The organism is Streptomyces sp. DT224, assembly GCF_049844595.1.
GTDB lineage: Bacteria > Actinomycetota > Actinomycetes > Streptomycetales > Streptomycetaceae > Streptomyces.
Genome location: NZ_JBNCLI010000022.1, coordinates 1 through 20,012, shown reverse-complemented (window position 1 = coordinate 20,012; position 20,012 = coordinate 1). Strand labels below are relative to the sequence as shown.

Genomic DNA, 20,012 nt, shown 5'->3' with positions numbered 1-20,012 from the left:
ACCGCCGTCTTCCCTCCGCTCCCCGAACGACGAGAGTCCGCCGCCATGTACGAGCTGTCCCGGGTCCGCCTCTACTCCATCGGACCGGCCGGCGCACGCTACGCCGACACCGTGCTCGACCTGCGCGGAGTCGGCGAGCCCGTGCCCCGCCCCGCCCCGGCGCAGGCGGAGTTCTTCGAGGAGGAGCCGGCCGGCCCGCCGCGCCGGCCCGCCCCCGCGGGCGTCCTCTTCCTGGAGAACGGCGGCGGCAAGTCCGTCCTGCTGAAGCTGATCTTCTCGGTGATGCTCCCGGGCCACCGCAACACCCTCGGCGGTGCCAGCTCCGGCGTGCTGCGCAAGTTCCTGCTCGCCGACGACTGCGGCCACGTCGCCCTGGAGTGGCAGCACACGCTGACCGGCGAGTGCGTCGTCGTCGGCAAGGTCAGCGAGTGGCGCGGACGCCAGGTCTCCAACGACCCCCGCAAGTTCGCCGAGGCGTGGTACTCGTTCCGCCCGGGCCCCGGCCTCGGGCTCGACTCGCTGCCCGTCGCCGAGTCCACCGCCGTCGGCCGCCCCGCCGAAGGCGTCTCCGGAGCCCGCGGCCGCCGCCGCACCATGAAGGGCTTCCGCGACGCGCTCACCGAGGCCGGAAAGTTCTACCAGCACCTCGACGTCCACTGGGAGGAGATCCACGACCGCTGGAACGAGCACCTGGGCGAACTGGGCCTCGACCCCGAACTCTTCCGCTACCAGCGCGAGATGAACGCCGACGAGGGCGAGGCGGCCGGCCTCTTCGCGGTCAAGAAGGACTCCGACTTCACCGACCTGCTGCTGCGCGCCGTCACCGACACCCGCGACACGGACGGCCTCGCCGATCTCGTCAGCGGCTTCGGCAACAAGCTCGGCCGCCGTGCCGAACTCACCGCCGAACGCGACTTCACCGCCGGCTCCGCCGACCTCCTCGGCCGCATCGTCGAGGCCGCCGGCACCCGCGCCCGCACCCGCGACATCCACGCCGGAGCCGAGCGCCGCACCCGCACCCTCGCCCGCCGCCTCTCCGCCCGCGCCGGTGAGGAGCGCGGCCGGGCCGCCGAGCTCGCCCAGCAGGTCACCGCCGCCGCCCACACCGTCACCGGCGCCGAGGAGACCCGCGGGCGCTGCGCCCTGATCGCCGCCGAACTCGCCTACCGGCACGCCTCGCTGGCGCTCACCGCCGCCGAGAAGAGCGCCGCCGCCCAGCGCCGCGAACTGGGCGAGGCGCGCACCCTGCACGCCGCCTGGCAGGCCGCCGAGGCCGTCCTGCGCCACCGCGCCGCCGCCGACCGCTCCGCCCGCGTCGCCGCCGCGATCCGGGAGGCCGAGCGCGACGCCGCCCCCGCCCTCGCCGCCCGCGCGAGCGCCGCCGCCGACCTCGTACGGGCCCTGCACGCCGCCGCCGAGGCGGGCGAGAGCCGGGCCAACGAGGAGGAGGAGCGCTCCGACACCCTGCAGAGCGCCGGCGAGACCGCGCACCGGGACGCCACCACCGCCGCCACCGAGGCCCAGCGCGCCCGCAGCGAGGCCGGCCATCTGCGCCAGCGCCTGGCCGAGGTCGAGCAGGAGACCGCCGAAGCCGTCCGGGCCGGCTGGCTGGACGACACCGCACCGCACGCCGACCCCGCCAGGGCCGCCCTCGCCGCCAACGACGCCGAACAGGCCGCCGTGGCCGCCTGGGACACCGCCCGCGAGGCCGCCCAAGGCGCCGCCGACCGGGCCCGCCGGGCCACCGCCGACGAGTCCCGCGCCGAACTGGCCGCCGCCCGCGCCGCCGACGCCGCCCGCGCCGCCGAGCAGGCGTACGAGGCGGAGCTGAGGGCCGCCGACTCGATCGCCGCCGAGCCCCGCCTCGCCGAACTGCTCGGGCTGCCCGGCGCCGTCCCCCGGCCCCGCCGGGCCGCGCGCGGAGCCGAAGCGGCCGGCGACGAGCCGCACGGCGGCGACGAGGCCGCCGAGGACGACCCCACCACGCACACCGGCCGCCCGCAGCCCCTCGGCGCCGACGAGTTCGACCGCAGCGCCGACGAACTGCGCGACCTGCTCGACCAGAGCGTCGCCACCGCCGAACGGCGCCTGTTCGAACTGCGCACCGCAGCCGCCGACGACGCCCGCATCCTGGGCGCGCTCGGCGACGGCGGACTCCTCCCGCCCAGCCCGGACGTCCTGGCCACCGTGGAATACCTCGGCGAGCAGGGCATCCCCGCACTCCCCGGCTGGCGCTACCTCGCCCAGGCCGTCGACCCCGCCGACCACGCGGCCGTCCTCGCCGCCCGCCCCGAGCTCGTCGACGGCGTCGTCATCACCGACCCCGACGCGCACGCCCGCGCCCGCGACGTCCTCGGCGCCGCCGCCCTGCTGCCCCGCTCCGCCGTCGCCGTCGGCACCGCCGCCGCGCTCCTCGCCCCCGTGCCCGGCCCCGGAACGGGCGCCTCCGGTGCCGGCGAGGACGTCTTCCTCGTACCGCCGAACCCGGCCATGCACGACGAACACGCCGCCGACGAGGAGCGCCAGGCGCTGCGCAGCCGGGCCGCCGCCCGCGACGAGGACATCCGGGTGCTCGCCGCCCGCCTCGGTGCCGACCGCGCGCTCGCCGCCCGCATCGGCTCCTGGCGCGCCGACTGCCCGCCCGGCATGCTCGCCGAGCTGGCCGAAGCCGCCCGCACCGCCCGCACCACCGCCGAGACCGCCGAGGCCGCCCTCGCCGAGGCCCGCACCGTCCGCGCCGAGGCCGACGAGGCCGCCGCCGACACCGCCCGGGTCCGTGAGGAGCGCCAGGAGACCGCCCAGCGCGCCCGCCGGGCCGCCGACGCGCTCGCCGGACTCGCCTTCCGGCTGCGGGAACGGGCCGGCTGGCAGGCCAAGCTGCGCGAACTGACCGACGAGGCGGCGGAGAGCGAGGCCCGCGCCACCGTCCTCCTGGAGCGCGCCCGGGCCGCCGACGAGGACCGCCGCGCCGCCCAGCGCGCCGCCGACGACGCCCGCCGCACCGCCCGCGCCCTGCGCGCCGAACGCGCCGAGATCGCCGGCGCCCCCGAACACCTCCCCGACCCCGGCGAGGACGCCCCCCGCCAGGCGCTGCCCGCCCTGCGCGAGGCGTACCGGGCGGCGTCCCAGCTGTACGAGAAGGTGGGCGTCGGCGCCGACCTGCGCGCCGAGCAGGCCCGCGCCGAGAGCGACGAGAGCGCCGCCCTCGCCGAGCTGGACCGCCTCACCAACAAGGTCCGCACCCGGGCCGCCCAGCTCCTGGAGGGCACCGACGGCGCCGACGGCCCGTCCCGGCAGGCCGCCGCCGCCCGCGCCGAATCCCTCGTCCAGCTCCTGGAGACCCGGGCCTCCGCCGCCAGCGAGCAGCTGGGCCGGCTGCGCGGCGAGGCCGAACGCCTCGCGCCCGCCGACGGCGAGAGCCTGCACACCGAGCTGCCCGACGACCGGGTGCCCGCCGACGCCGAACAGGCCCAGTCCCTCCTGCGCACCGCCACCGCCGAGCTGGCCGCCGCCTCCGCCGCGCTGGACACCGCCCGGGCCGCCCACGCCGAGCTGCTGCACGCGCACCGCGCCGCCGAGGACGCGGCCGGCGGCTTCGACGAGACCGCCGCCCTGCTGCGGGACCTGCTCAGGGACCACGGCGCCGAGGACGACCCGGAGGACCCCGAGCCGTACCCGGGCAGCCTGGAGGAGGCCCGGCAGTCCGCCGCCGAGGCCCGCCGCTCCCTGCGCGGCTGCGCCGCCGACCTCTCCGCCGCCGAAGCAGCCGTCCGGGAGGCGAGCGACGTCCTCGTACGGCACGCCAACTCCACCCGCTACGAACAGGTCCGCACCCCGGCCCGGCAGCAGATCCGCGAACTGCCCGCCGCCGCGCTCCCGGAGCACGCGGAGAAGTGGGCCGCCGCCTTCGCGCCCCGGCTGCGCGTCCTCACCGACGAGCTGGCCCAGCTGGAACGCAACCGCGACTCCATCGTGGACCGGCTGCGCGGCCTGGTGGAGTCCGCGCTCACCACGCTCCGCTCCGCCCAGCGGCTCTCCCGGCTCCCCGAGGGCCTGGGGGAGTGGTCCGGACAGGAATTCCTCCGTATCCGCTTCGAGGAACCCGATCAGACCACCCTCACCGAACGGCTCGGCGAGGTCATCGACGAGGCGACGAGGGCGGCCCTCCGGAAGAACAGCGACCTGCGCCGCGACGGCATGTCCCTGCTCCTGCGGGGGGTCCAGGCGGCCCTGGAACCCAAGGGCATCGCCGTCGAGATCCTCAAGCCGGACGCCGTGCTGCGTGCCGAGCGCGTGCCGGTCGGGCAGATGGGCGACGTCTTCTCCGGCGGACAGCTGCTCACCGCCGCGATCGCCCTGTACTGCACGATGGCCGCCCTGCGCAGCAACGACCGGGGGCGCGACCGGGCGCAGCACCGGCACGCGGGCACGCTGTTCCTGGACAACCCGATCGGCCGGGCCAACGCCACCTACCTGCTGGAGCTCCAGCGCGCGGTGGCCGACGCGCTCGGCGTACAACTGCTGTACACCACCGGCCTGTTCGACACGACGGCCCTCGCCGAATTCCCGCTCGTCATCCGGCTGCGCAACGACGCGGACCTGCGCGCCGGTCTGAAGTACATCAGCGTCGAGGAGCACCTGCGCCCCGGGCTGCCCCAGCAGGACCCCGGCGGCGAGACGGTGCACGGCGAGATCACCGCTACCCGCATGTTCAAACGCGGCGCCCCGGCTCCCCGGACCCCGGACGCGTCCGAGACGGTCGAGCAGACCAGGACTCCCTGAGGCTGCCGGGCGCGGTCAGGCCCGCGACAGCCGGCGGTCCGCGCCGCCGCGGCGGCCTATCCGCGCCGCGTCCCGCTGCGCGGCGCGGGCCTCACGCCGCGCCCTGCGCCGCTCGCGGCGCAACTGCCGGGCCGAGCTGCTGGGCTCGGAGACCACTCCGTTGCGCTGGTTCCACACCTGGCGGGTGACCCAGACGTCCAGCACCGCCCAGGTCGCGACCACCGTGCTCGCCACCCCGCTCAGCACCATGGGGAAGGAGAGCCAGGAGCCGGCCAGCGCGGTGAGGAACGCCACCATCGCCAGAATGATCGTCAACGACATGACGAGCACCGCCCGCACCGCCGCCGTGCGCACCGGGTCGGGCATGCGCCTGCGCGTCGCCGGCTCCTCCACCCACAGCGGCGGCCGCCCCGGCGCGCTCGCGTCCCCCGTCGGTTCCACCGCGCTCTCACGCTCCTGTGTGTCCAAGGCCCTTCACTCCCACCGCTGTCCGACTTCAGGGTTGCTGCCCGGCATACACCCCTTCTACGCGGACGGTCCGTCCCGTCCGCCCGAGCGTGCCCCGTTGGTCCCCCTACCCCCGTACAGACAGACGAGTGGCCGGCGGTGAAGATTCCTCCCAGCCGTCACGAAACGAAGAAATCCAGCCAACCGGGACGTGAAGGAATGTGCCGTGCCTCAGGGCCTCTTCTGTCGCTTTCGTGAATTTCATCGCCCGGAATACCGGGACAAGCCATGGTCAACTCCCGGTAAGGCGGCCGAAAATCGTCCGGACATGCCTTCGAGTTGTCTGTCCGTCGGTAGTAGGCTCGCGCCGTTTGTTGACGAAACCCGTCCCCGGCCCCGCGGGGATGACCTGGGGGAGGCCATGCGCTTTCGCGGAAAGTCCATCCGCAGGAAGATCGTGGCGTTGCTCGTGGTGCCCCTCGTATCGCTCACCGCCCTCTGGGGATTCGCCACCTATCTCACCGGGCGCGAGGCCGGGAAACTGCTGAGCGCGAGCACCGTCGTGGAGAAGGTCGGCCACCCCCTCGAAGACACCGTCCGGGTCATCCAGAGCGAACGCCGCCAGACCCTCGTCTTCCTCGCCGACCCGCGTGCGTCCGACGCCCTGCCCGTACTGCGCAGGCAGCGCGCCGCCACCGACCGGGTCGTGGCCGGGGTACGCGAGAGCGCCGGGCAGAAGGACATCCGCGACGCGCTCGGCGCGACGGCGGAAACCCAGCTGGGCTCGATACTCGGCGCCGTCGAGGGACTCGACGCCCTGCGCGACTCCGTCGACAGACGCACCATCGGCCGGCTCAAGGCGATGGGCTACTACAACCGCCTGATCGATCCCTGCTACCGATTCCTGTCCGGCCTGCACACCATGGAGAACGTCTCCATGGACCGGCAGGTCCGGGCCCTGACCGGCATGTCCCGCGCCCGGGAAATGCTCTCCAGGGAAGACGCCCTGGTCGCCTCCGGACTCCTGGCCGGCCGCCTCACCGCCGCCGAACTCCGCCAGATATCCGACCTCGTCGCCCAGCGCGGCCTGCTCTACGAGACCAACCTCGACCTCCTCCCCGCCTCCGAACGCCGCCGCGTCCAGCAGTACTGGCAGGGCCCGGACAGCGAACCCCTGCGCTCCGCCGAGGACGGGATCATCTCCCGGGGCCCCACCACCAGCCCGCGGACCGCCGACGCCGCCCGCTGGCAGGAGGTCGCCCCGACCGCCCTGGAACGGCTGGCCAACGACGCGACGGAGATGAACAACCGCTTCAAGGACCGGGGCAAGCCGGCCGGCTACGGCATCCTGATCAAGGCGGGCATCGCCGGCGTCCTCGGCTTCCTCGCCCTCGTCGTCTCGGTCTTCGTCTCCGTGCGCGTCGGCCGCGAGCTCGTCCGCGACCTCACCCGGCTCCGCAAGGACGCCCACGAGGTCGCCGGCGTACGGCTGCCGAGCGTGATGCGCCGCCTCGCCGCAGGCGAACAGGTCGACGTGGAGACCGAGTCCCCGCACCTCCAGTACGAGCGCGACGAGATCGGCCAGGTCGGCCAGGCCCTCAACACCCTGCAACGCGCCGCCGTCGAAGCCGCCGTCAAACAGGCCGACATGCGCCGCGGCGTCTCCGAGGTCTTCGTCAACCTCGCCCGCCGCAACCAGGTCCTGCTCCACCGCCAGCTCACGCTCCTGGACACCATGGAGCGCCGCACCGAGAACACCGACGAACTCGCCGACCTCTTCCGCCTCGACCACCTCACCACCCGCATGCGCCGGCACGCCGAGGGCCTGGTGATCCTCTCCGGCGCCGCCCCCTCCCGGCAGTGGCGCAAGCCCATCCAGCTGATGGACGTGGTCCGGGCCGCCGTCGCCGAGGTCGAGGACTACGAACGCATCGAGGTCCGCCGGCTGCCCCGGATCGGGGTGGGCGGCCCGGCCGTCGCCGACCTCACCCACCTGATCGCCGAACTCCTGGAGAACGCCACGGTGTTCTCGCCCCCGCACACCGCGGTCCAGGTGCACGGCGAGCGCGTCGCCAACGGCTTCACCCTGGAGATCCACGACCGGGGCCTCGGGATGCCCCCCGACGTCCTGCTCGACGCCAACCTCCGGCTCGCCGAGACCCCCGAGTTCGAGCTGTCCGACACCGACCGCCTCGGCCTCTTCGTGGTCAGCCGGCTCGCCCAGCGGCAGAACGTCCGGGTGTCCCTCCAGACCTCCCCGTACGGCGGCACCACCGCCGTCGTGTTCATCCCGGCCGCCCTCCTCACCGACGCCCCCGAGTCGCACGGCACCGGCTTCCGCCTCGACCGCAGGGCCGAGAAGGCCATCGCCGGCGGCACCCCGGGCGGCGACCCCCGGCCTCCCGAGGCCGGGGAATCGGTGCCGGGCCGGCCGAGCGGCCTCTCGCCGGTCCCGACCGGACTGGTCGACCCGGCCCTGCTCAACGGCCCCGTCGAGCTGGAGGGCGAAGAACCGCTGGACTTCACGCGCGACCCGGTCCTCGAAGCGGTGGCGGGCCCCGGGCTCGACTCCGTGCTCGACGGAGTCTCCGACCTGGAGGACACCGAGAGCGAACGCGGCGGCGTCTTCCGCGCCCGCGCGCTGCGCCGCGACGCCGACCGCGAGCAGCACCAGCAGGCCGCCGACGACGGCGTGCGGGCGCTGCACCCCGAGGGCACCCGGCCGCTGCCCCGCCGGCGCCGCCCTCCGACGCTGGTCACCGACCGCGGCCGCCGGGTCGACGGGGGAGGTCGTGCGGGAGACCGCGCCCACCCCGCGCCCGAGGACCGCGAGCCGGTCCGCCGCCCCGCCGGACCTTCGGTGCCCGCACCCCGTACGCCCGAACCCGCCCCCGACACCGTGGGCGGACTGCCCCGCCGCGTCCGGCAGGCCAGCCTCGCCCCGCAGCTGCGCGAGGGACCGGACAGCCGCACGGCGCGGCCCGCCCCGGTGGAGAGCGCCGACGACATCGAGCGGGACGCCGAAGAGGTACGCAGCCGTATGGCTTCGCTCCAGCGCGGCTGGCAGCGCGGCCGCCAGGAGAACGCCGAGGACCCGACGGGCCCCGGCGACATCGCACCAGGAACCACTCCGGGAGGGGACGGCCCATGACCGCACCGAACGCCGCAACCGACTCCGTACGCCAGGGGTCCGGTGAACTCAACTGGCTCCTCGACGAACTCGTCGAGCGGGTCGCCAGCATCCGCAAGGCGCTGGTGCTCTCCAGCGACGGACTGCCCACCGGCGCGTCCAAGGACCTGACACGGGAGGACGGCGAGCACCTGGCCGCCGTCGCCTCCGGCTTCCACAGCCTGGCCAAGGGCGTCGGCCGCCACTTCGACGCGGGCAAGGTCCGCCAGACCGTCGTGGAGCTGGACGAGGCGTTCCTCTTCGTCACGGCGGCCGGCGACGGCAGCTGCCTCGCCGTGCTGGCCGAATCCGACTCGGACGTGGGGCAGGTGGCGTACGAGATGACCCTCATGGTCAAGCGCGTGGGGAGCCACCTGGCCAACGCGCCCCGGACGGCCGGTCAGCCCTCCGGGGGGTGAGCGGACGCCATGAGCGCCGCATCGCCCGGCTCCCCGGAGACCCCGGAGAAGCCGCGGACCCCGCGCTGGTACGACGACGACGCGGGGCCCGTCGTCCGCCCGTACGCGATGACCCGCGGGCGCACCAGCAGCGCGTCCCGTCACCGCCTCGACCTGATCGCGATCGTCGTGCCCGAACCCGCGGCCGACGACCCGGACAGCGACCAGATGCTCTCCCCGGAACACGTCGAGATCCTCGAACTCTGCGGTGAGCTGCCCCAGTCGATCGCCGAGCTCGCCTCGTCCCTGGACCTGCCCGTGGGCGTGGTGCGGGTGCTGGTGGGCGATCTCGTGGACGACGAGCTGGTACACGTGACCCGTCCCGTTCCGCCGGCCGAGCTGCCGGACGTGAACCTTCTCCGTGAGGTGATCAATGGCCTTCGGGCGCTCTAGCCGCAGCAGGCGGCCCGTGGAGCCCGTCACCCTCAAGATCCTGGTGGCGGGCGGCTTCGGCGTGGGCAAGACGACGCTGGTGGGCGCGGTCAGCGAGATCAGGCCGCTGCGCACGGAGGAGCGGCTCACCGAGGCGGGCCGTCCGGTGGACGACCTGGACGGCGTCGAGGCGAAGACCACGACGACCGTGGCCATGGACTTCGGGCGGATCACGCTCCGCGAGGACCTGGTGCTGTACCTCTTCGGCACGCCGGGGCAGGACCGGTTCTGGTTCCTCTGGGACGAGCTGGCCCAGGGCGCCCTGGGCGCGGTCGTGCTCGCGGACACCCGCCGCCTCGCCGACTGCTTCGCGGCCGTCGACTACTTCGAGCGCCGTGAGATCCCGTTCGCCGTCGCCGTCAACCGCTTCGAAGGCGCGGAACTGTTCCCGGAGGCGACGGTACGGGCCGCGCTCGACCTGGACCCCCAGGTGCCGCTCCTGATGTGCGACGCGCGGGACCGGGCGTCGGCCCGGGACGTGCTGGTGGCCGTGGTCGAACACGCCCTGGCCCGCGCGGACCGCCCGCGCGAGCCGGTGTCGACCTAGAGCGCGTCCGGCGGATCAGGGCCGGACAGGCCCTAGAACTTCCGGCCGTTCTCGGCGAGCCACTTCTCGGCGGTCTGCGCCAGCTCGTGGTCGCGGCCCGCCAGCATCATGCGGATCATCTGCGCGTCACCGCGCAGCGACCAGGCCGGGTGACCGAAGGTGGCCGGGTTGTTCTTCTCGATCAGGAAGTGCGCGGGCCAGGCCGTGCCGTAGCCGATGAGCGGCAACGCGGCCAGATACCGCTTCCGGCCGCGCGCCAGCCCGTACGCGGTGACGGCGAGACCGGTCAGGGTGCCGGTGAGATGCACCCAGCGGGTCGCCGCCCGCGAGTGCATCGCGACGTAGTACGGCCAGAACTCTTCGTACGAATCGAACGTCTGCTGCGACATACGGGCACCGTAATGGCTGATCCGGCAACCGGAAACGGCCGGGCCACGTCCGAAAGGGAGAACGGGCGGCCGGAACCCACGGGGGTGGTCCCGGTCGCCCGTTTCCCGCGCGGGCCGGCTCAGTGCCCGGCGACGGACCTGCGGGCCACCGGGAAGTCGAAGTAGGTGCCGGGGAACGCCTCGGGCTGGAAGGTGTAGTGCCACCACTCCTCGGCCAGGTTCACGAAACCGGCCTCGGTGAGCGTCCGCTTCAGGAACTGCCGGTTGGTGCGCTGTACGCCCTGGACGCGGGGGTCATCGGTGTGCGAGAGCGTGTCGAAGCAGTCGAAACCGGTGCCCATGTCCACCGAGTTGTCCGGGAAGCGGTCGGCCTGCGGCGCGTAGCACGGCACCAGCTTCTCGCCCGGGAGGTACGGCCTGGTCGGCAGGGCCGGCAGCCGTACGAGCGTCAGGTCCACGGTGCTGCCCCGGCTGTGCCCCGACTTCTCCGCGATGTAACCGTCGGCGAACAGCCGGGACTTGTCGACCCGGGGATAGAACTCGCCCTTCATCGTCTCGTCGTCGAGGTCCTTCGCCCAGCGCACGAAGTGGTCGACGGCCCGCTGCGGGCGGTAACAGTCGTACACCTTCAGCGAGTAGCCCTGCCGCAGCAGCCGGAGCTGCGCGCTGTGCAGGGCCTCGGCGGCCGGCCGGGTCAGGATGCACAGGGGCTGCCGGTACCCGTCGACGGCCTCGCCCATGAAGTCGTGGGCGGTGGGGTAGCGCATCTCCTGGATGATCGTGGGATCCACCGAACGCAGCGAGACGAACTCCGGGGGCGCCTTCGGCTCGGGCTTCGCCTGCGCCACCGGGGCGGTGACGGTCACGGCGAGCAGGGCGGCGGCGGAGGCCGCCAGGGCACGGAAAGCGGTTGCGATGGCTGTCATGAGCACATCCTCCACGGTCCGGGGGCGTCACGGAGGAGATCCGGTACAGTCCGCGCGTCTCCGCCACCGGTCCCACGCCCGGTCACCACGAGCGCCGGCCCGGCGCCACGAGGAACGGAGCAGCCCGTGACGTACTCCCACTGCCCCGCCTGCGGAGCCGCGTACACCGGCCTCCCGGCCCCCGACACCTGGCCCCGCACCTGCGCCGCCTGCGGCGAGACCGCCTACCGCAATCCGCTCCCGGTCGCCGTCGCCCTGCTCCCCGTCACCGACGGAGACACCACCGGCCTCGTCGTCATCACCCGCACCATCGAACCCGCACGCGGCCAACTCGCCCTGCCCGGCGGCTTCATCGACCACGCCGAGGACTGGCAGCACGCCGTCGTACGGGAACTGCGTGAGGAGACCCGCATCGAGGCACGTCCCGAGGACGTCCGCCTCGCCGACGCCCTCAGCTCGCCCGCCGGACACCTGCTCCTCTTCGGACTGCTCCCCGCACGACCGGCCGCCGCACTCCCGCCGTCCGCCCCCACCGACGAGACGTCCGGCCACACCCTGCTCACGGCCCCCGCCACGCTCGCCTTCCCCCTCCACACCGAGGCCGTCCACCGCTGGTTCGCGGGACGCTACCGCTGAGCGCACGCCCCGCCGCCCGCCGGGTACGACGCTTCGCGCCCCCTCACACACCCCGCACCCGGACCGGACGGTCCACCGCCCCGCCGTCCCGCTCCACCACGACGCGCCCGCCCTCCAGCCGGGACGTGTACCGCTCGACCTCCACCGGCTCCCAGCCGTCACCCGCGTCCCGGACCACCGTCCCGCCACCAGGACGCCCCGCCACCGGCGCCCAGACCTCCAGCTCCGGGCCGCCGTCCGCACCCCGCACCGGAATCACCGCCCCCGCCCTGGCCAGCACCGGTACCCGGGACAGCGGCGCCTCCACCACCACCCGCCCCGGCCCCTCGTACGCCGCCCCGCTCACGGTGTCGTACCAGCGCCCCGGCGGCAGCCGTACCGCCCGCCGCACCACCCCGGGTTCCAGCACGGGCGCCACCAGCAAGGCGTCGCCGAGCAGGAACGCGTCCTCGCAGTCCCGCAGCCCCCGGTCCCCGGGCGAGGCCCACCACAGCGGGCGGACATACGGCGCACCCGTCAGCGCCGCCAGCCGCGCCAGGGCCACCCAGTACGGCCGCAACCGCTCCCGCTCCACCAGCACCTCCCGCGCACCCGCCAGCACCTCGGCCCCGAACTCCCACGGCTCACGGCGCCCCGCGTCGATCGCCGCGTGCGTGCGGAACAGCGGCAGGTACGCCCCCAGCTGGAACCACCGCAGATACAGCTCGGGCGACGGCGACCCGTCGAACCCGCCCACATCGGAACCCGAGTACGGCACCCCGCACAGCCCGAGCCCCAGTACCAGCGCCAACGACGCCCGCAGCCCCGGCCAGCCCGTCGCCACGTCACCGGACCAGGTGCCCCCGTACCGCTGCATCCCCGCCCAGCCGGAACGGGAGAACAGGAACGGCCGCTCCTCCGGCCGCAGCCGGGCCAGCCCCTCGTACCCGGCCCGCGCCATCGCCAGGCCGTACACGTTGTGCGCTTCCCGGTGGTCGCCGCCGCGCCCCTCCAGCGCGTGGAGCGCCGAACGCGGCAACGACTGATCACCGAACGCCATGAACGACACCGGCTCGTTCATGTCGTGCCACACCCCGGAGAACCCCTGCGCCAGCCGCTCCGCGTACAGCCCGCCCCACCACTCCCGCACCCCCGGATCCGTGAAGTCCGGATACACGCACTCACCCGGCCACACCTCCCCGCGCACCTCCCGGCCCCGGGCATCCCGGACGAACGCGCCCACCGCCCGGCCCGAGTCGTAGACCGCGTTCCCCCCGGCCGCCGCGACCGCCGGGTCCACGATCGACACCAGCCGCACCCCGGCCTCCCGCAAATCCCCGGCGAGCCCCGGCAGATCCGGGAACCGCCCCCGGTCCACCGTGAACACCCGGTGCGCGTCGTAGTGGTCGATGTCCAGGTGCAGCACCGACAGCGGCAGCCCCCGCTCCCGGTACCCCGCCACGATCCGCCGGACCTCCCGCTCCGACCCGAACCCCCACCGGGCGTGCTGCGGACCCAGCGCCCAGGACGGCGGCACCGCGGCCGCCCCCGTCAGCGCCGACCACCCCGCCAGCACCCGGGCCGGCGTACCCGCCACCGCCCAGCAGCGCAGAGGCCCGCCCTCCACCCGCACCTCCGAGGCGCCCGGCCGGTCGTGCCCGGACCCCGCGCCCTCCCGCCCCTCCCGCAACGACACCCGGCCCGCCCAGGAGTTGTCGTAGAAGACCAGGTGCGTCCCCGCGTCCGCCACCACGAACTGCACCGGCATCGTCAGATACAACGGATCGTCCCCCGGCCCGAACCGGCCGCCCGGATCCGTGTTCCACAGCGCGTACGACCCGTCCCGCAGCCGAGGCCCGGCCGCCCGTCCGCCCAGCCCGAAGAACCGCGCGTCCGCCGGAACCTCCGAACGCTGTACCCACCGCGCGTCCCCGCCCGCCACCGGCTCCCACCAGCGCGGCGGCAGCTCCCGGCGCAGCACCACTCCGCCCGGCGTCCGCAGCTCCACCGCCCCGTGCCGCGACACCGCGACCGTCAGCCGCTCCGCCACCACCTGCCAGCCCCCGTCCGTACCCGGCTCCAGCACCGCCCGCGGATCCGCGGCGGGCGCCTCCCCGTTAACTGCGTACGACGGCCCCGGCTCCGCCCCGTCCCACCCCCAGAACACCGCCCCGCCCACCGCCACGCGGATCCGCAGCTCCGAACGGGCGAACCGCACCACACCGCCCCCGGGCCCCGGTTCGGCGCCCGTCACCGGACCCGGTACCCGCGCCCGCTCCGCCCCGCGCCCCGGCAGCGCCCGCGCGTCCGCACGCGCCCGGCGCCACGCCGCGCGCACCGTGCGCAGTCCCCGCTTCGAACCCACCAGCTTCACCGAGCGCACCAGGTCACGACCGTTCATGCCGCTCACCCTGCCACCCGCCCGGCCGCGAACAAACGCCGTTCAACTTCCGTTCACCCCGCACGGGACGTGGCGGGAGCACATACCGGGACACGGAAGCGTGTGCGGGCGACCCTGGTGCGAAAGACGATCACATGGCATCGTCCGTGACGTCGTCTCACGCGCACACCCCGCACGTGCGCGCGACCTGCGCACACACCGCGTACCCGCTACAGCCAGGGAGCCGCCCCCATGACCTCAGCAGCCGACGAAGCCCCCCTGTGGCAGCCCGGCCCCGACCGCGTCGCGGCCGCCGCCGTCACCCGCTTCCAGAGCTGGGCAGCCGAACACCACGGTGCCCCCGCCGAGGGCGGCTACGCCAGTCTGCACCGCTGGTCCGTCGACGAGCTCGACACCTTCTGGAAGGCCGTCGCCGAATGGTTCGACGTGCGCTTCTCCACCCCGTACGAGCAGGTCGTCGGCGACCGCTCGATGCCCGGTGCCACCTGGTTCCCCGGTGCCACGCTCAACTACGCCGAGCACGCCCTGCGCGCCGCCGAGGACCCCCTGCGCGCCGACGCGCCCGCCCTGCTCCACGTGGACGAGAGCCACACTCAGGTCCCGACCTCGTGGTCCGAGCTCCGCCGCCAGGTCGGCTCGCTCGCCGCCGAACTCCGCACGCTGGGCGTCACCCCCGGCGACCGCGTCAGCGGCTACCTCCCCAACATCCCGCAGGCCGTCGTCGCCTTCCTCGCCACCGCGGCCGTCGGCGGGATCTGGACCTCCTGCGCCCCCGACTTCGGCGCCCGCAGCGTCCTCGACCGCTTCCAGCAGGTCGAACCCGTCGTCCTGTTCACCGTCGACGGCTACCGCTACGGCGGCAAGGAACACCACCGCGCCGACACCGTCGCCGAGCTCCGCCGCGAACTGCCCACCCTGCGCGCCGTCGTACACATCCCGCTGCTGGGAACCGACGCCCCCGAGGGCGCCCTCGACTGGGCCGCCCTCACCGCCGCCGACACGGAACCGGTCTTCGAGCAGGTCCCCTTCGACCACCCGCTCTGGGTCCTCTACTCCTCGGGCACCACCGGCCTGCCCAAGGCCATCGTCCAGTCCCAGGGCGGCATCCTGCTCGAACACCTCAAGCAGATCGGCCTCCACTGCGACCTCGGCCCCGAGGACCGCTTCTTCTGGTACACCTCCACCGGCTGGATGATGTGGAACTTCCTCGTCTCCGGCCTCCTCACCGGCACCACCCTCGTGCTCTACGACGGAAGCCCGGGCCACCCGGACATCAGCGCCCAGTGGCGCGTCGCCGAACAGACCGGCGCCACCCTCTTCGGCACCTCCGCCGCGTACGTCATGGCCTGCCGCAAGGCCGGCGTCCACCCGGGCCGCGACCTCGACCTCTCCCGCGTCCAGTGCGTCGCCACCACCGGCTCCCCGCTCCCGCCCGACGGCTTCCGCTGGCTCCACGACGAGGTCGCCGACGACCTGTGGATCGCCTCCGTCAGCGGCGGCACCGACGTGTGCAGCTGCTTCGCCGGCGCGGTGCCCACCCTCCCCGTCCACATCGGCGAGCTCCAGGCCGCCTGCCTCGGCACGGACCTCCAGTCCTGGGACCCCGCGGGCGAGCCGCTGACCGGCGAGGTCGGCGAGCTCGTCGTCACGAAGCCGATGCCCTCCATGCCGGTGCGCTTCTGGAACGACCCCGACGGCAGCCGCTACCACGACAGCTACTTCGACGTGTACCCCGGCGTCTGGCGCCACGGAGACTGGATCACCCTCACCGACCGCGGCTCCGTCGTGATCCACGGCCGCTCTGACTCCACCCTCAACCGTCAGGGCGTCCGCATGGGATCCGCCGACATCTACGAGGCCGTCGAACGCCTCCCCGAGATCCGCGAATCCCTCGTCATCGGTCTGGAGGAACCGGACGGCGGCTACTGGATGCCGCTCTTCGTCCACCTCGCCGAAGGCGCCACCCTGGACGACGCCCTCCGCGACAGCATCAAGCGCACGATCCGCGAGAACCTCTCGCCCCGGCACGTCCCGGACGAGGTCATCGAGGTGCCCGGCATCCCGCACACCCTCACCGGGAAACGCATCGAGGTTCCGGTCAAGCGCCTGCTCCAGGGAACAGCCCTGGAAAAGGCCGTCAACCCCGGCTCGATCGACAACCTGGAGCTCCTCCACTTCTACGAGAAGCTGGCCCGCGAACGCCACTGACCGCACCGTTGTCAGTGCCCCTGGTTACGCTGAGTGAGCAATGATCGACAGCGCACTGGGGGACATCATGGCGCAGACCAGGAACAAGCGCACCACCGTCCACGGACGGACCGTGACCACCACCATGCGACGCACGCTGCGCCGCGAAGCACCCACCACCATCGGCCTGCTGACCGACGCGGAGGACTTCGCGGCGATGCGCCGCTACCGCACCTTCACCTTCGACGACCACGGCGTCTACCTGGAACAGGTGGAGGCCCTGCTCAAGGCCCTCGCCGCGCAGGGTGTGCACACGACGGTCGCCCTCTTCGACCCCCTGGAGTACGCGCACTACTGCGCGGAGGCCGGCATCGCCCCCGACACCCCGGCGGGCCGCAGCCGCTTCACCGCGGAGATCGCCGCCTGCGGAGCCACCGTCACCTACGAAGGACAGCCCCTGGACGCCCTGATCCAGGTGCTCGTCGGCCGCGCGGTCCGCCGGGCCACCTGGGAGTACGCCACCCTGCTCCTGGCCGGCCTCGGAGACTGCGCGGACTGCGGCCTGGACATCGGCGGCGCCGCCTTCGACCGCGCCTCCCACCTTCTGGAACGCACCCTGGAAGCGGCCGGACCCGGCACCCACCACCTGGTGTGCAGCACACCCACGGAGAACGACCAGTTGCTCGCCGCCCTGCACACCGACCGGCCCACCGCAGGGCCCGTCCTGCTCGACACCTCGGAGGGCGCCGAGTTCGTGAGCGTCCTCGCGGTCGCCATCGCCCTGGAGAGCCACGGCGGAGTCGTCCTGCGTACGAGCACACCCGGCGCCCCGGACCGCGTGCACGGCTGGCGGCTGAGCCGGGGCAACCTCGACCCGCTCACGGCCGGCGAGGTCTTCAGTGCCTACTGCACCGACGCGGACACGGGCGAGCCCGTCGCCCCCGAGTCCGGTGTGGAGTACTGCGCGGGCTTCGACATCGGCGCCGACGAACCGGAGGAGCACCGCTGACACGGCGAAGGGGCTTTCCGCCGGTCACCGGCGGAAAGCCCCTTCACCTCGCGTCGTCCGGTCCCGGGCTACTCGCCCGACAGCACCGCCTGCGCCGCCCGGCGCGCCTCTTCGGCGGAGTCCGCCGCACGCGCGGCCGACGCGGCCCGCTCGCACTGGGCCAGCGTGTACTTGGCCAGCGTGGCGCGGACGTAGGGAATGGAGGCCGCACCCATCGACAGGGACGTGACACCCAGACCCGTCAGCACACAGGCGAGCAGCGGATCGGAGGCCGCCTCACCGCACACCCCACAGCTCTTGCCCTCGGCCTTCGCCGCCTCGGCGGACAGCGCGACCAGATCGAGCAGCGCCGGCTGCCAGGGGTCCTGGAGCCGGGAGACGGCACCCACCTGACGGTCAGCGGCGAAGGTGTACTGCGCCAGGTCGTTGGTGCCCAGCGACAGGAACTCCACCTCCTGGAGCACCGAGCGCGCGCGCAGCGCGGCGGACGGGATCTCGACCATCGCGCCGAACTTCGCGTTCAGCCCGGCCTCGCGGCAGGCGTCGGCGAAAGCCTTGGCGTCCGCCCGGTCGGCCACCATGGGCGCCATGACCTCGAGGTGGACGGGCAGCCCTTCGGCAGCCTTCGACAGAGCGGTCAGCTGGGTACGCAGCACGTCCGGGTGGTCCAGCAGGCTCCGCAGCCCACGCACGCCCAGCGCCGGGTTGGGCTCGTCCGCCGGGGTCAGGAAGTCGAGCGGCTTGTCCGCGCCCGCGTCCAGCACACGCACCACGACACGCCCCTCGGGGAATGCCTCCAGGACCGCACGGTACGCGGCGATCTGCTTCTCCTCGGACGGCGCCTGCTTGCTGTCGTCCAGGAAGAGGAACTCCGTACGGAACAGGCCGACGCCCTCCGCACCCGCCTCCACGGCCGCCGGCACGTCACCGGGACCGCCGACGTTGGCGAGCAGCGGCACCTTGTGGCCGTCCGACGTGGCACCGGGACCGGTCGCGGCGGTCAGCGCGGCCTTGCGCGCGGCGGCGGCGCTCTCCAGCTCCGCCCGCTTCTCCGCGCTCGGGTCGACGAAGATCTCGCCGGTGCTGCCGTCCACGGCGATGAGCGTGCCCTCGGCCAGCTCACCGGCCCCGGGCAGGGCCACCACGGCGGGGACGCCGAGCGCCCGGGCCAGGATGGCGCTGTGGCTGGTCGGCCCGCCCTCCTCGGTGACGAAGCCGAGGACCAGCGCGGGGTCCAGCAGCGCCGTGTCGGCGGGAGCGAGGTCCCGGGCGATCAGGACGTACGGCTCGTCGCTGTCCGGCACGCCGGGCATCGGCACTCCGAGCAGCCGCGCCACGATGCGGTTGCGGACGTCGTCGAGGTCGGCGACCCGTCCCGCCAGGTACTCGCCGGCACCCGCGAGGAGCGCCCGGTAGGAGGCGAACGCGTCGTACACACCGCGCTCGGCGGTGCTCCCGACCGCGATGCGGCGTTCGACATCGGCCATGAGCTCGGGGTCCTGGGCCATCATGGCCTGGGCCTCCAGCACGTGCTGGGCCTCGCCGCCGGCCAGGTTGCCGCGCGCGATGAGGTCGGCGGCCACGGCCTCGACGGCCTGCCGGGCCCGCCCCTGCTCGCGCTCGGCCTCGTCGGCCGGGATCTGCTTGGCCGGCGGTTCGAGCACCGCGGTGCCCATGTGCCGTACCTCGCCGATCGCCACACCGTGGCTCACGCCTACGCCTCGCAGCGTTGTCTCCATTTCACCCGTCTCCGGTCGTGCGGTGGCCGTTGCCTCCGCGGTGGTGGATATCCAGTCGGCTGTCACTGCGCCGATCGCGTTACTGCCAGCCGAACAGGGAGTCGCCGACCGCCACGTCGCCGCTCTCGGCCACGTCGGAGAGGGAGTCGGCGGTGGCCTCCAGTGCCACGATCGGGCAGATCGGCGACTTGCCGGCCTTCTCGACCTCGGAGGGGTTCCAGCGGACGACGCCCTGGCCGCGGGAGACGGTGTCGCCCTTGCTCACGAGCAGCTCGAAGCCCTCGCCGTTGAGCTGGACCGTGTCGATGCCCAGATGCGTGAGCACACCGTGCCCCTCACTGTCGACCACCACGAAGGCGTGCGGGTGGAGGGAGACGACGATGCCGTCGACGGGCGCGACCGCCTCGGAGGGCTCGCGAACCGGGTCGATGGCGGTGCCCGGACCGACCATCGCGCCGGAGAAGACGGGATCGGGTACGGCGGCGAGCCCAATGGCACGTCCGGCAAGAGGGGACGTCACGTTGGTCATGGAGGGCCTCCCAGTGGAGCTTCGAAGGTGCCGCCACGGCTTGATAGGAGGACGGCGTACTGCTCAGCAGAGTAAGTCATAAGAAGTCCCGGTTCCGCCCGAGTCCTGCCGGTTCGAGGACCTAGGGGCGCACCGGAAACGATTTGCCTCGACTCCCGGCAGCCTGTACTGTCGTACTCCTGCCTGGCCCCAACGCGACTTTGAGTCGGGGGTCGGCGGCGGCTATTGAGCCCAAACCCTAACCCGAAATCGGGCACCCGCATGTCTGCGGGGGCCGGTCAGGGGGGCCGGAAAGGTTTGATAGTGTCGGACTCGCCGGAAAGGGAAACGCGAAAGCGAAGAACTGGAAAGCGAAAACTGCTTGACCCGCTTCGACCGGGAA

14 protein-coding genes are annotated in these 20,012 nt (G+C 73.8%); 8 read left to right on the top strand and 6 right to left on the bottom strand.

Annotated features, from left to right (window positions below; translation table 11 throughout):
* The first annotated feature begins 45 nt into the window (after positions 1-45).
* On the top strand, positions 46-4,782 hold the full coding sequence (locus tag ACLQ2N_RS35700; protein ID WP_425819915.1) for a hypothetical protein: 4,737 nt from the start codon (positions 46-48) through the stop codon (positions 4,780-4,782).
* A 15-nt stretch (positions 4,783-4,797) separates the two neighbouring features.
* On the opposite strand, the gene ACLQ2N_RS35695 is transcribed toward ACLQ2N_RS35700, so the two are convergent.
* Positions 4,798-5,250: a hypothetical protein gene (locus ACLQ2N_RS35695; protein WP_425819913.1), complete on the bottom strand. Its 453-nt coding sequence runs from the start codon at positions 5,248-5,250 to the stop codon at positions 4,798-4,800.
* A gap of 400 nt (positions 5,251-5,650) precedes the next feature.
* Between ACLQ2N_RS35695 and ACLQ2N_RS35690 the strand changes: the two genes are divergently transcribed.
* The 4 genes from ACLQ2N_RS35690 to ACLQ2N_RS35675 are packed head-to-tail and all read left to right on the top strand — an operon-like array spanning position 5,651 to position 9,835.
* Entirely contained in the window at positions 5,651-8,380 is a 2,730-nt protein-coding gene (locus ACLQ2N_RS35690; RefSeq protein WP_425819911.1) for a sensor histidine kinase, read from the top strand.
* The gene (locus ACLQ2N_RS35685) at positions 8,377-8,817 is read left to right on the top strand and encodes a roadblock/LC7 domain-containing protein (RefSeq protein ID WP_425819909.1); all 441 of its coding nucleotides are present in this window, start codon (positions 8,377-8,379) and stop codon (positions 8,815-8,817) included. Before ACLQ2N_RS35690 ends, ACLQ2N_RS35685 begins: the two co-directional genes overlap by 4 nt.
* A 9-nt stretch (positions 8,818-8,826) precedes the next feature.
* Positions 8,827-9,249 carry a DUF742 domain-containing protein gene (locus tag ACLQ2N_RS35680; protein WP_425819907.1) on the top strand — a complete coding sequence of 141 codons (423 nt, stop codon included), beginning with the start codon at positions 8,827-8,829 and terminating at the stop codon, positions 9,247-9,249.
* Positions 9,230-9,835: a GTP-binding protein gene (locus tag ACLQ2N_RS35675; RefSeq protein WP_425819905.1), complete on the top strand. Its 606-nt coding sequence runs from the start codon at positions 9,230-9,232 to the stop codon at positions 9,833-9,835. Before ACLQ2N_RS35680 ends, ACLQ2N_RS35675 begins: the two co-directional genes overlap by 20 nt.
* 32 nt (positions 9,836-9,867) lie before the next feature.
* Here ACLQ2N_RS35675 and ACLQ2N_RS35670 read toward each other — a convergent pair whose 3' ends face one another.
* Both ACLQ2N_RS35670 and ACLQ2N_RS35665 read right to left on the bottom strand, forming a co-directional pair.
* Positions 9,868-10,224, bottom strand: a complete 357-nt coding sequence (locus ACLQ2N_RS35670) for an Mpo1-like protein (protein WP_425819903.1) — start codon at positions 10,222-10,224, stop codon at positions 9,868-9,870.
* Positions 10,225-10,343: 119 nt separating this feature from the next.
* Positions 10,344-11,150, bottom strand: coding sequence for a M15 family metallopeptidase (locus ACLQ2N_RS35665; RefSeq protein WP_425819901.1), 807 nt, complete (start codon positions 11,148-11,150; stop codon positions 10,344-10,346).
* A 126-nt stretch (positions 11,151-11,276) separates the two neighbouring features.
* On the opposite strand from ACLQ2N_RS35665, the gene ACLQ2N_RS35660 reads away from it, so the two are divergent.
* Positions 11,277-11,786 (top strand): NUDIX domain-containing protein, encoded by a 510-nt coding sequence (locus ACLQ2N_RS35660; protein ID WP_425819899.1) that lies wholly within the window; start codon positions 11,277-11,279, stop codon positions 11,784-11,786.
* Between the two features lie 43 nt (positions 11,787-11,829).
* Here the strand turns inward: ACLQ2N_RS35660 and ACLQ2N_RS35655 are convergent, their stop codons facing one another.
* Complete coding sequence (locus ACLQ2N_RS35655; protein WP_425819897.1) at positions 11,830-14,166, bottom strand: glycoside hydrolase family 31 protein; 2,337 nt, start codon at positions 14,164-14,166, stop codon at positions 11,830-11,832.
* Between the two features lie 231 nt (positions 14,167-14,397).
* Between ACLQ2N_RS35655 and ACLQ2N_RS35650 the strand changes: the two genes are divergently transcribed.
* The gene (locus ACLQ2N_RS35650; protein ID WP_425819895.1) at positions 14,398-16,374 is read left to right on the top strand and encodes an acetoacetate--CoA ligase; all 1,977 of its coding nucleotides are present in this window, start codon (positions 14,398-14,400) and stop codon (positions 16,372-16,374) included.
* A 40-nt stretch (positions 16,375-16,414) separates the two neighbouring features.
* The gene (locus ACLQ2N_RS35645; protein WP_425819893.1) at positions 16,415-17,362 is read left to right on the top strand and encodes a hypothetical protein; all 948 of its coding nucleotides are present in this window, start codon (positions 16,415-16,417) and stop codon (positions 17,360-17,362) included.
* A gap of 68 nt (positions 17,363-17,430) precedes the next feature.
* On the opposite strand, the gene ptsP is transcribed toward ACLQ2N_RS35645, so the two are convergent.
* Both ptsP and ACLQ2N_RS35635 read right to left on the bottom strand, forming a co-directional pair.
* Positions 17,431-19,101, bottom strand: coding sequence for a phosphoenolpyruvate--protein phosphotransferase (gene ptsP / locus ACLQ2N_RS35640; RefSeq protein ID WP_425819891.1), 1,671 nt, complete (start codon positions 19,099-19,101; stop codon positions 17,431-17,433).
* 79 nt (positions 19,102-19,180) lie between these two features.
* Positions 19,181-19,630: a PTS sugar transporter subunit IIA gene (locus tag ACLQ2N_RS35635; protein ID WP_425819889.1), complete on the bottom strand. Its 450-nt coding sequence runs from the start codon at positions 19,628-19,630 to the stop codon at positions 19,181-19,183.
* Positions 19,631-20,012: the final 382 nt, after the last annotated feature.

What these genes read in the sequence shown, in the direction of transcription:
- ACLQ2N_RS35685 (WP_425819909.1), top strand. Translation starts at nt 8,377, where the DNA reads ATGACCGCACCGAACGCCGCAACCGACTCCGTACGCCAGGGGTCCGGT.
- ACLQ2N_RS35675 (WP_425819905.1), top strand. Translation starts at nt 9,230, where the DNA reads ATGGCCTTCGGGCGCTCTAGCCGCAGCAGGCGGCCCGTGGAGCCCGTC.
- ACLQ2N_RS35700 (WP_425819915.1), top strand. Translation starts at nt 46, where the DNA reads ATGTACGAGCTGTCCCGGGTCCGCCTCTACTCCATCGGACCGGCCGGC.
- ACLQ2N_RS35645 (WP_425819893.1), top strand. Translation starts at nt 16,415, where the DNA reads ATGATCGACAGCGCACTGGGGGACATCATGGCGCAGACCAGGAACAAG.
- ACLQ2N_RS35655 (WP_425819897.1), bottom strand. Translation starts at nt 14,166, where the DNA reads ATGAACGGTCGTGACCTGGTGCGCTCGGTGAAGCTGGTGGGTTCGAAG.
- ACLQ2N_RS35690 (WP_425819911.1), top strand. Translation starts at nt 5,651, where the DNA reads ATGCGCTTTCGCGGAAAGTCCATCCGCAGGAAGATCGTGGCGTTGCTC.
- ACLQ2N_RS35650 (WP_425819895.1), top strand. Translation starts at nt 14,398, where the DNA reads ATGACCTCAGCAGCCGACGAAGCCCCCCTGTGGCAGCCCGGCCCCGAC.
- ACLQ2N_RS35635 (WP_425819889.1), bottom strand. Translation starts at nt 19,630, where the DNA reads ATGACCAACGTGACGTCCCCTCTTGCCGGACGTGCCATTGGGCTCGCC.
- ACLQ2N_RS35680 (WP_425819907.1), top strand. Translation starts at nt 8,827, where the DNA reads ATGAGCGCCGCATCGCCCGGCTCCCCGGAGACCCCGGAGAAGCCGCGG.
- ACLQ2N_RS35665 (WP_425819901.1), bottom strand. Translation starts at nt 11,150, where the DNA reads ATGACAGCCATCGCAACCGCTTTCCGTGCCCTGGCGGCCTCCGCCGCC.
- ACLQ2N_RS35670 (WP_425819903.1), bottom strand. Translation starts at nt 10,224, where the DNA reads ATGTCGCAGCAGACGTTCGATTCGTACGAAGAGTTCTGGCCGTACTAC.
- ptsP (WP_425819891.1), bottom strand. Translation starts at nt 19,101, where the DNA reads ATGGAGACAACGCTGCGAGGCGTAGGCGTGAGCCACGGTGTGGCGATC.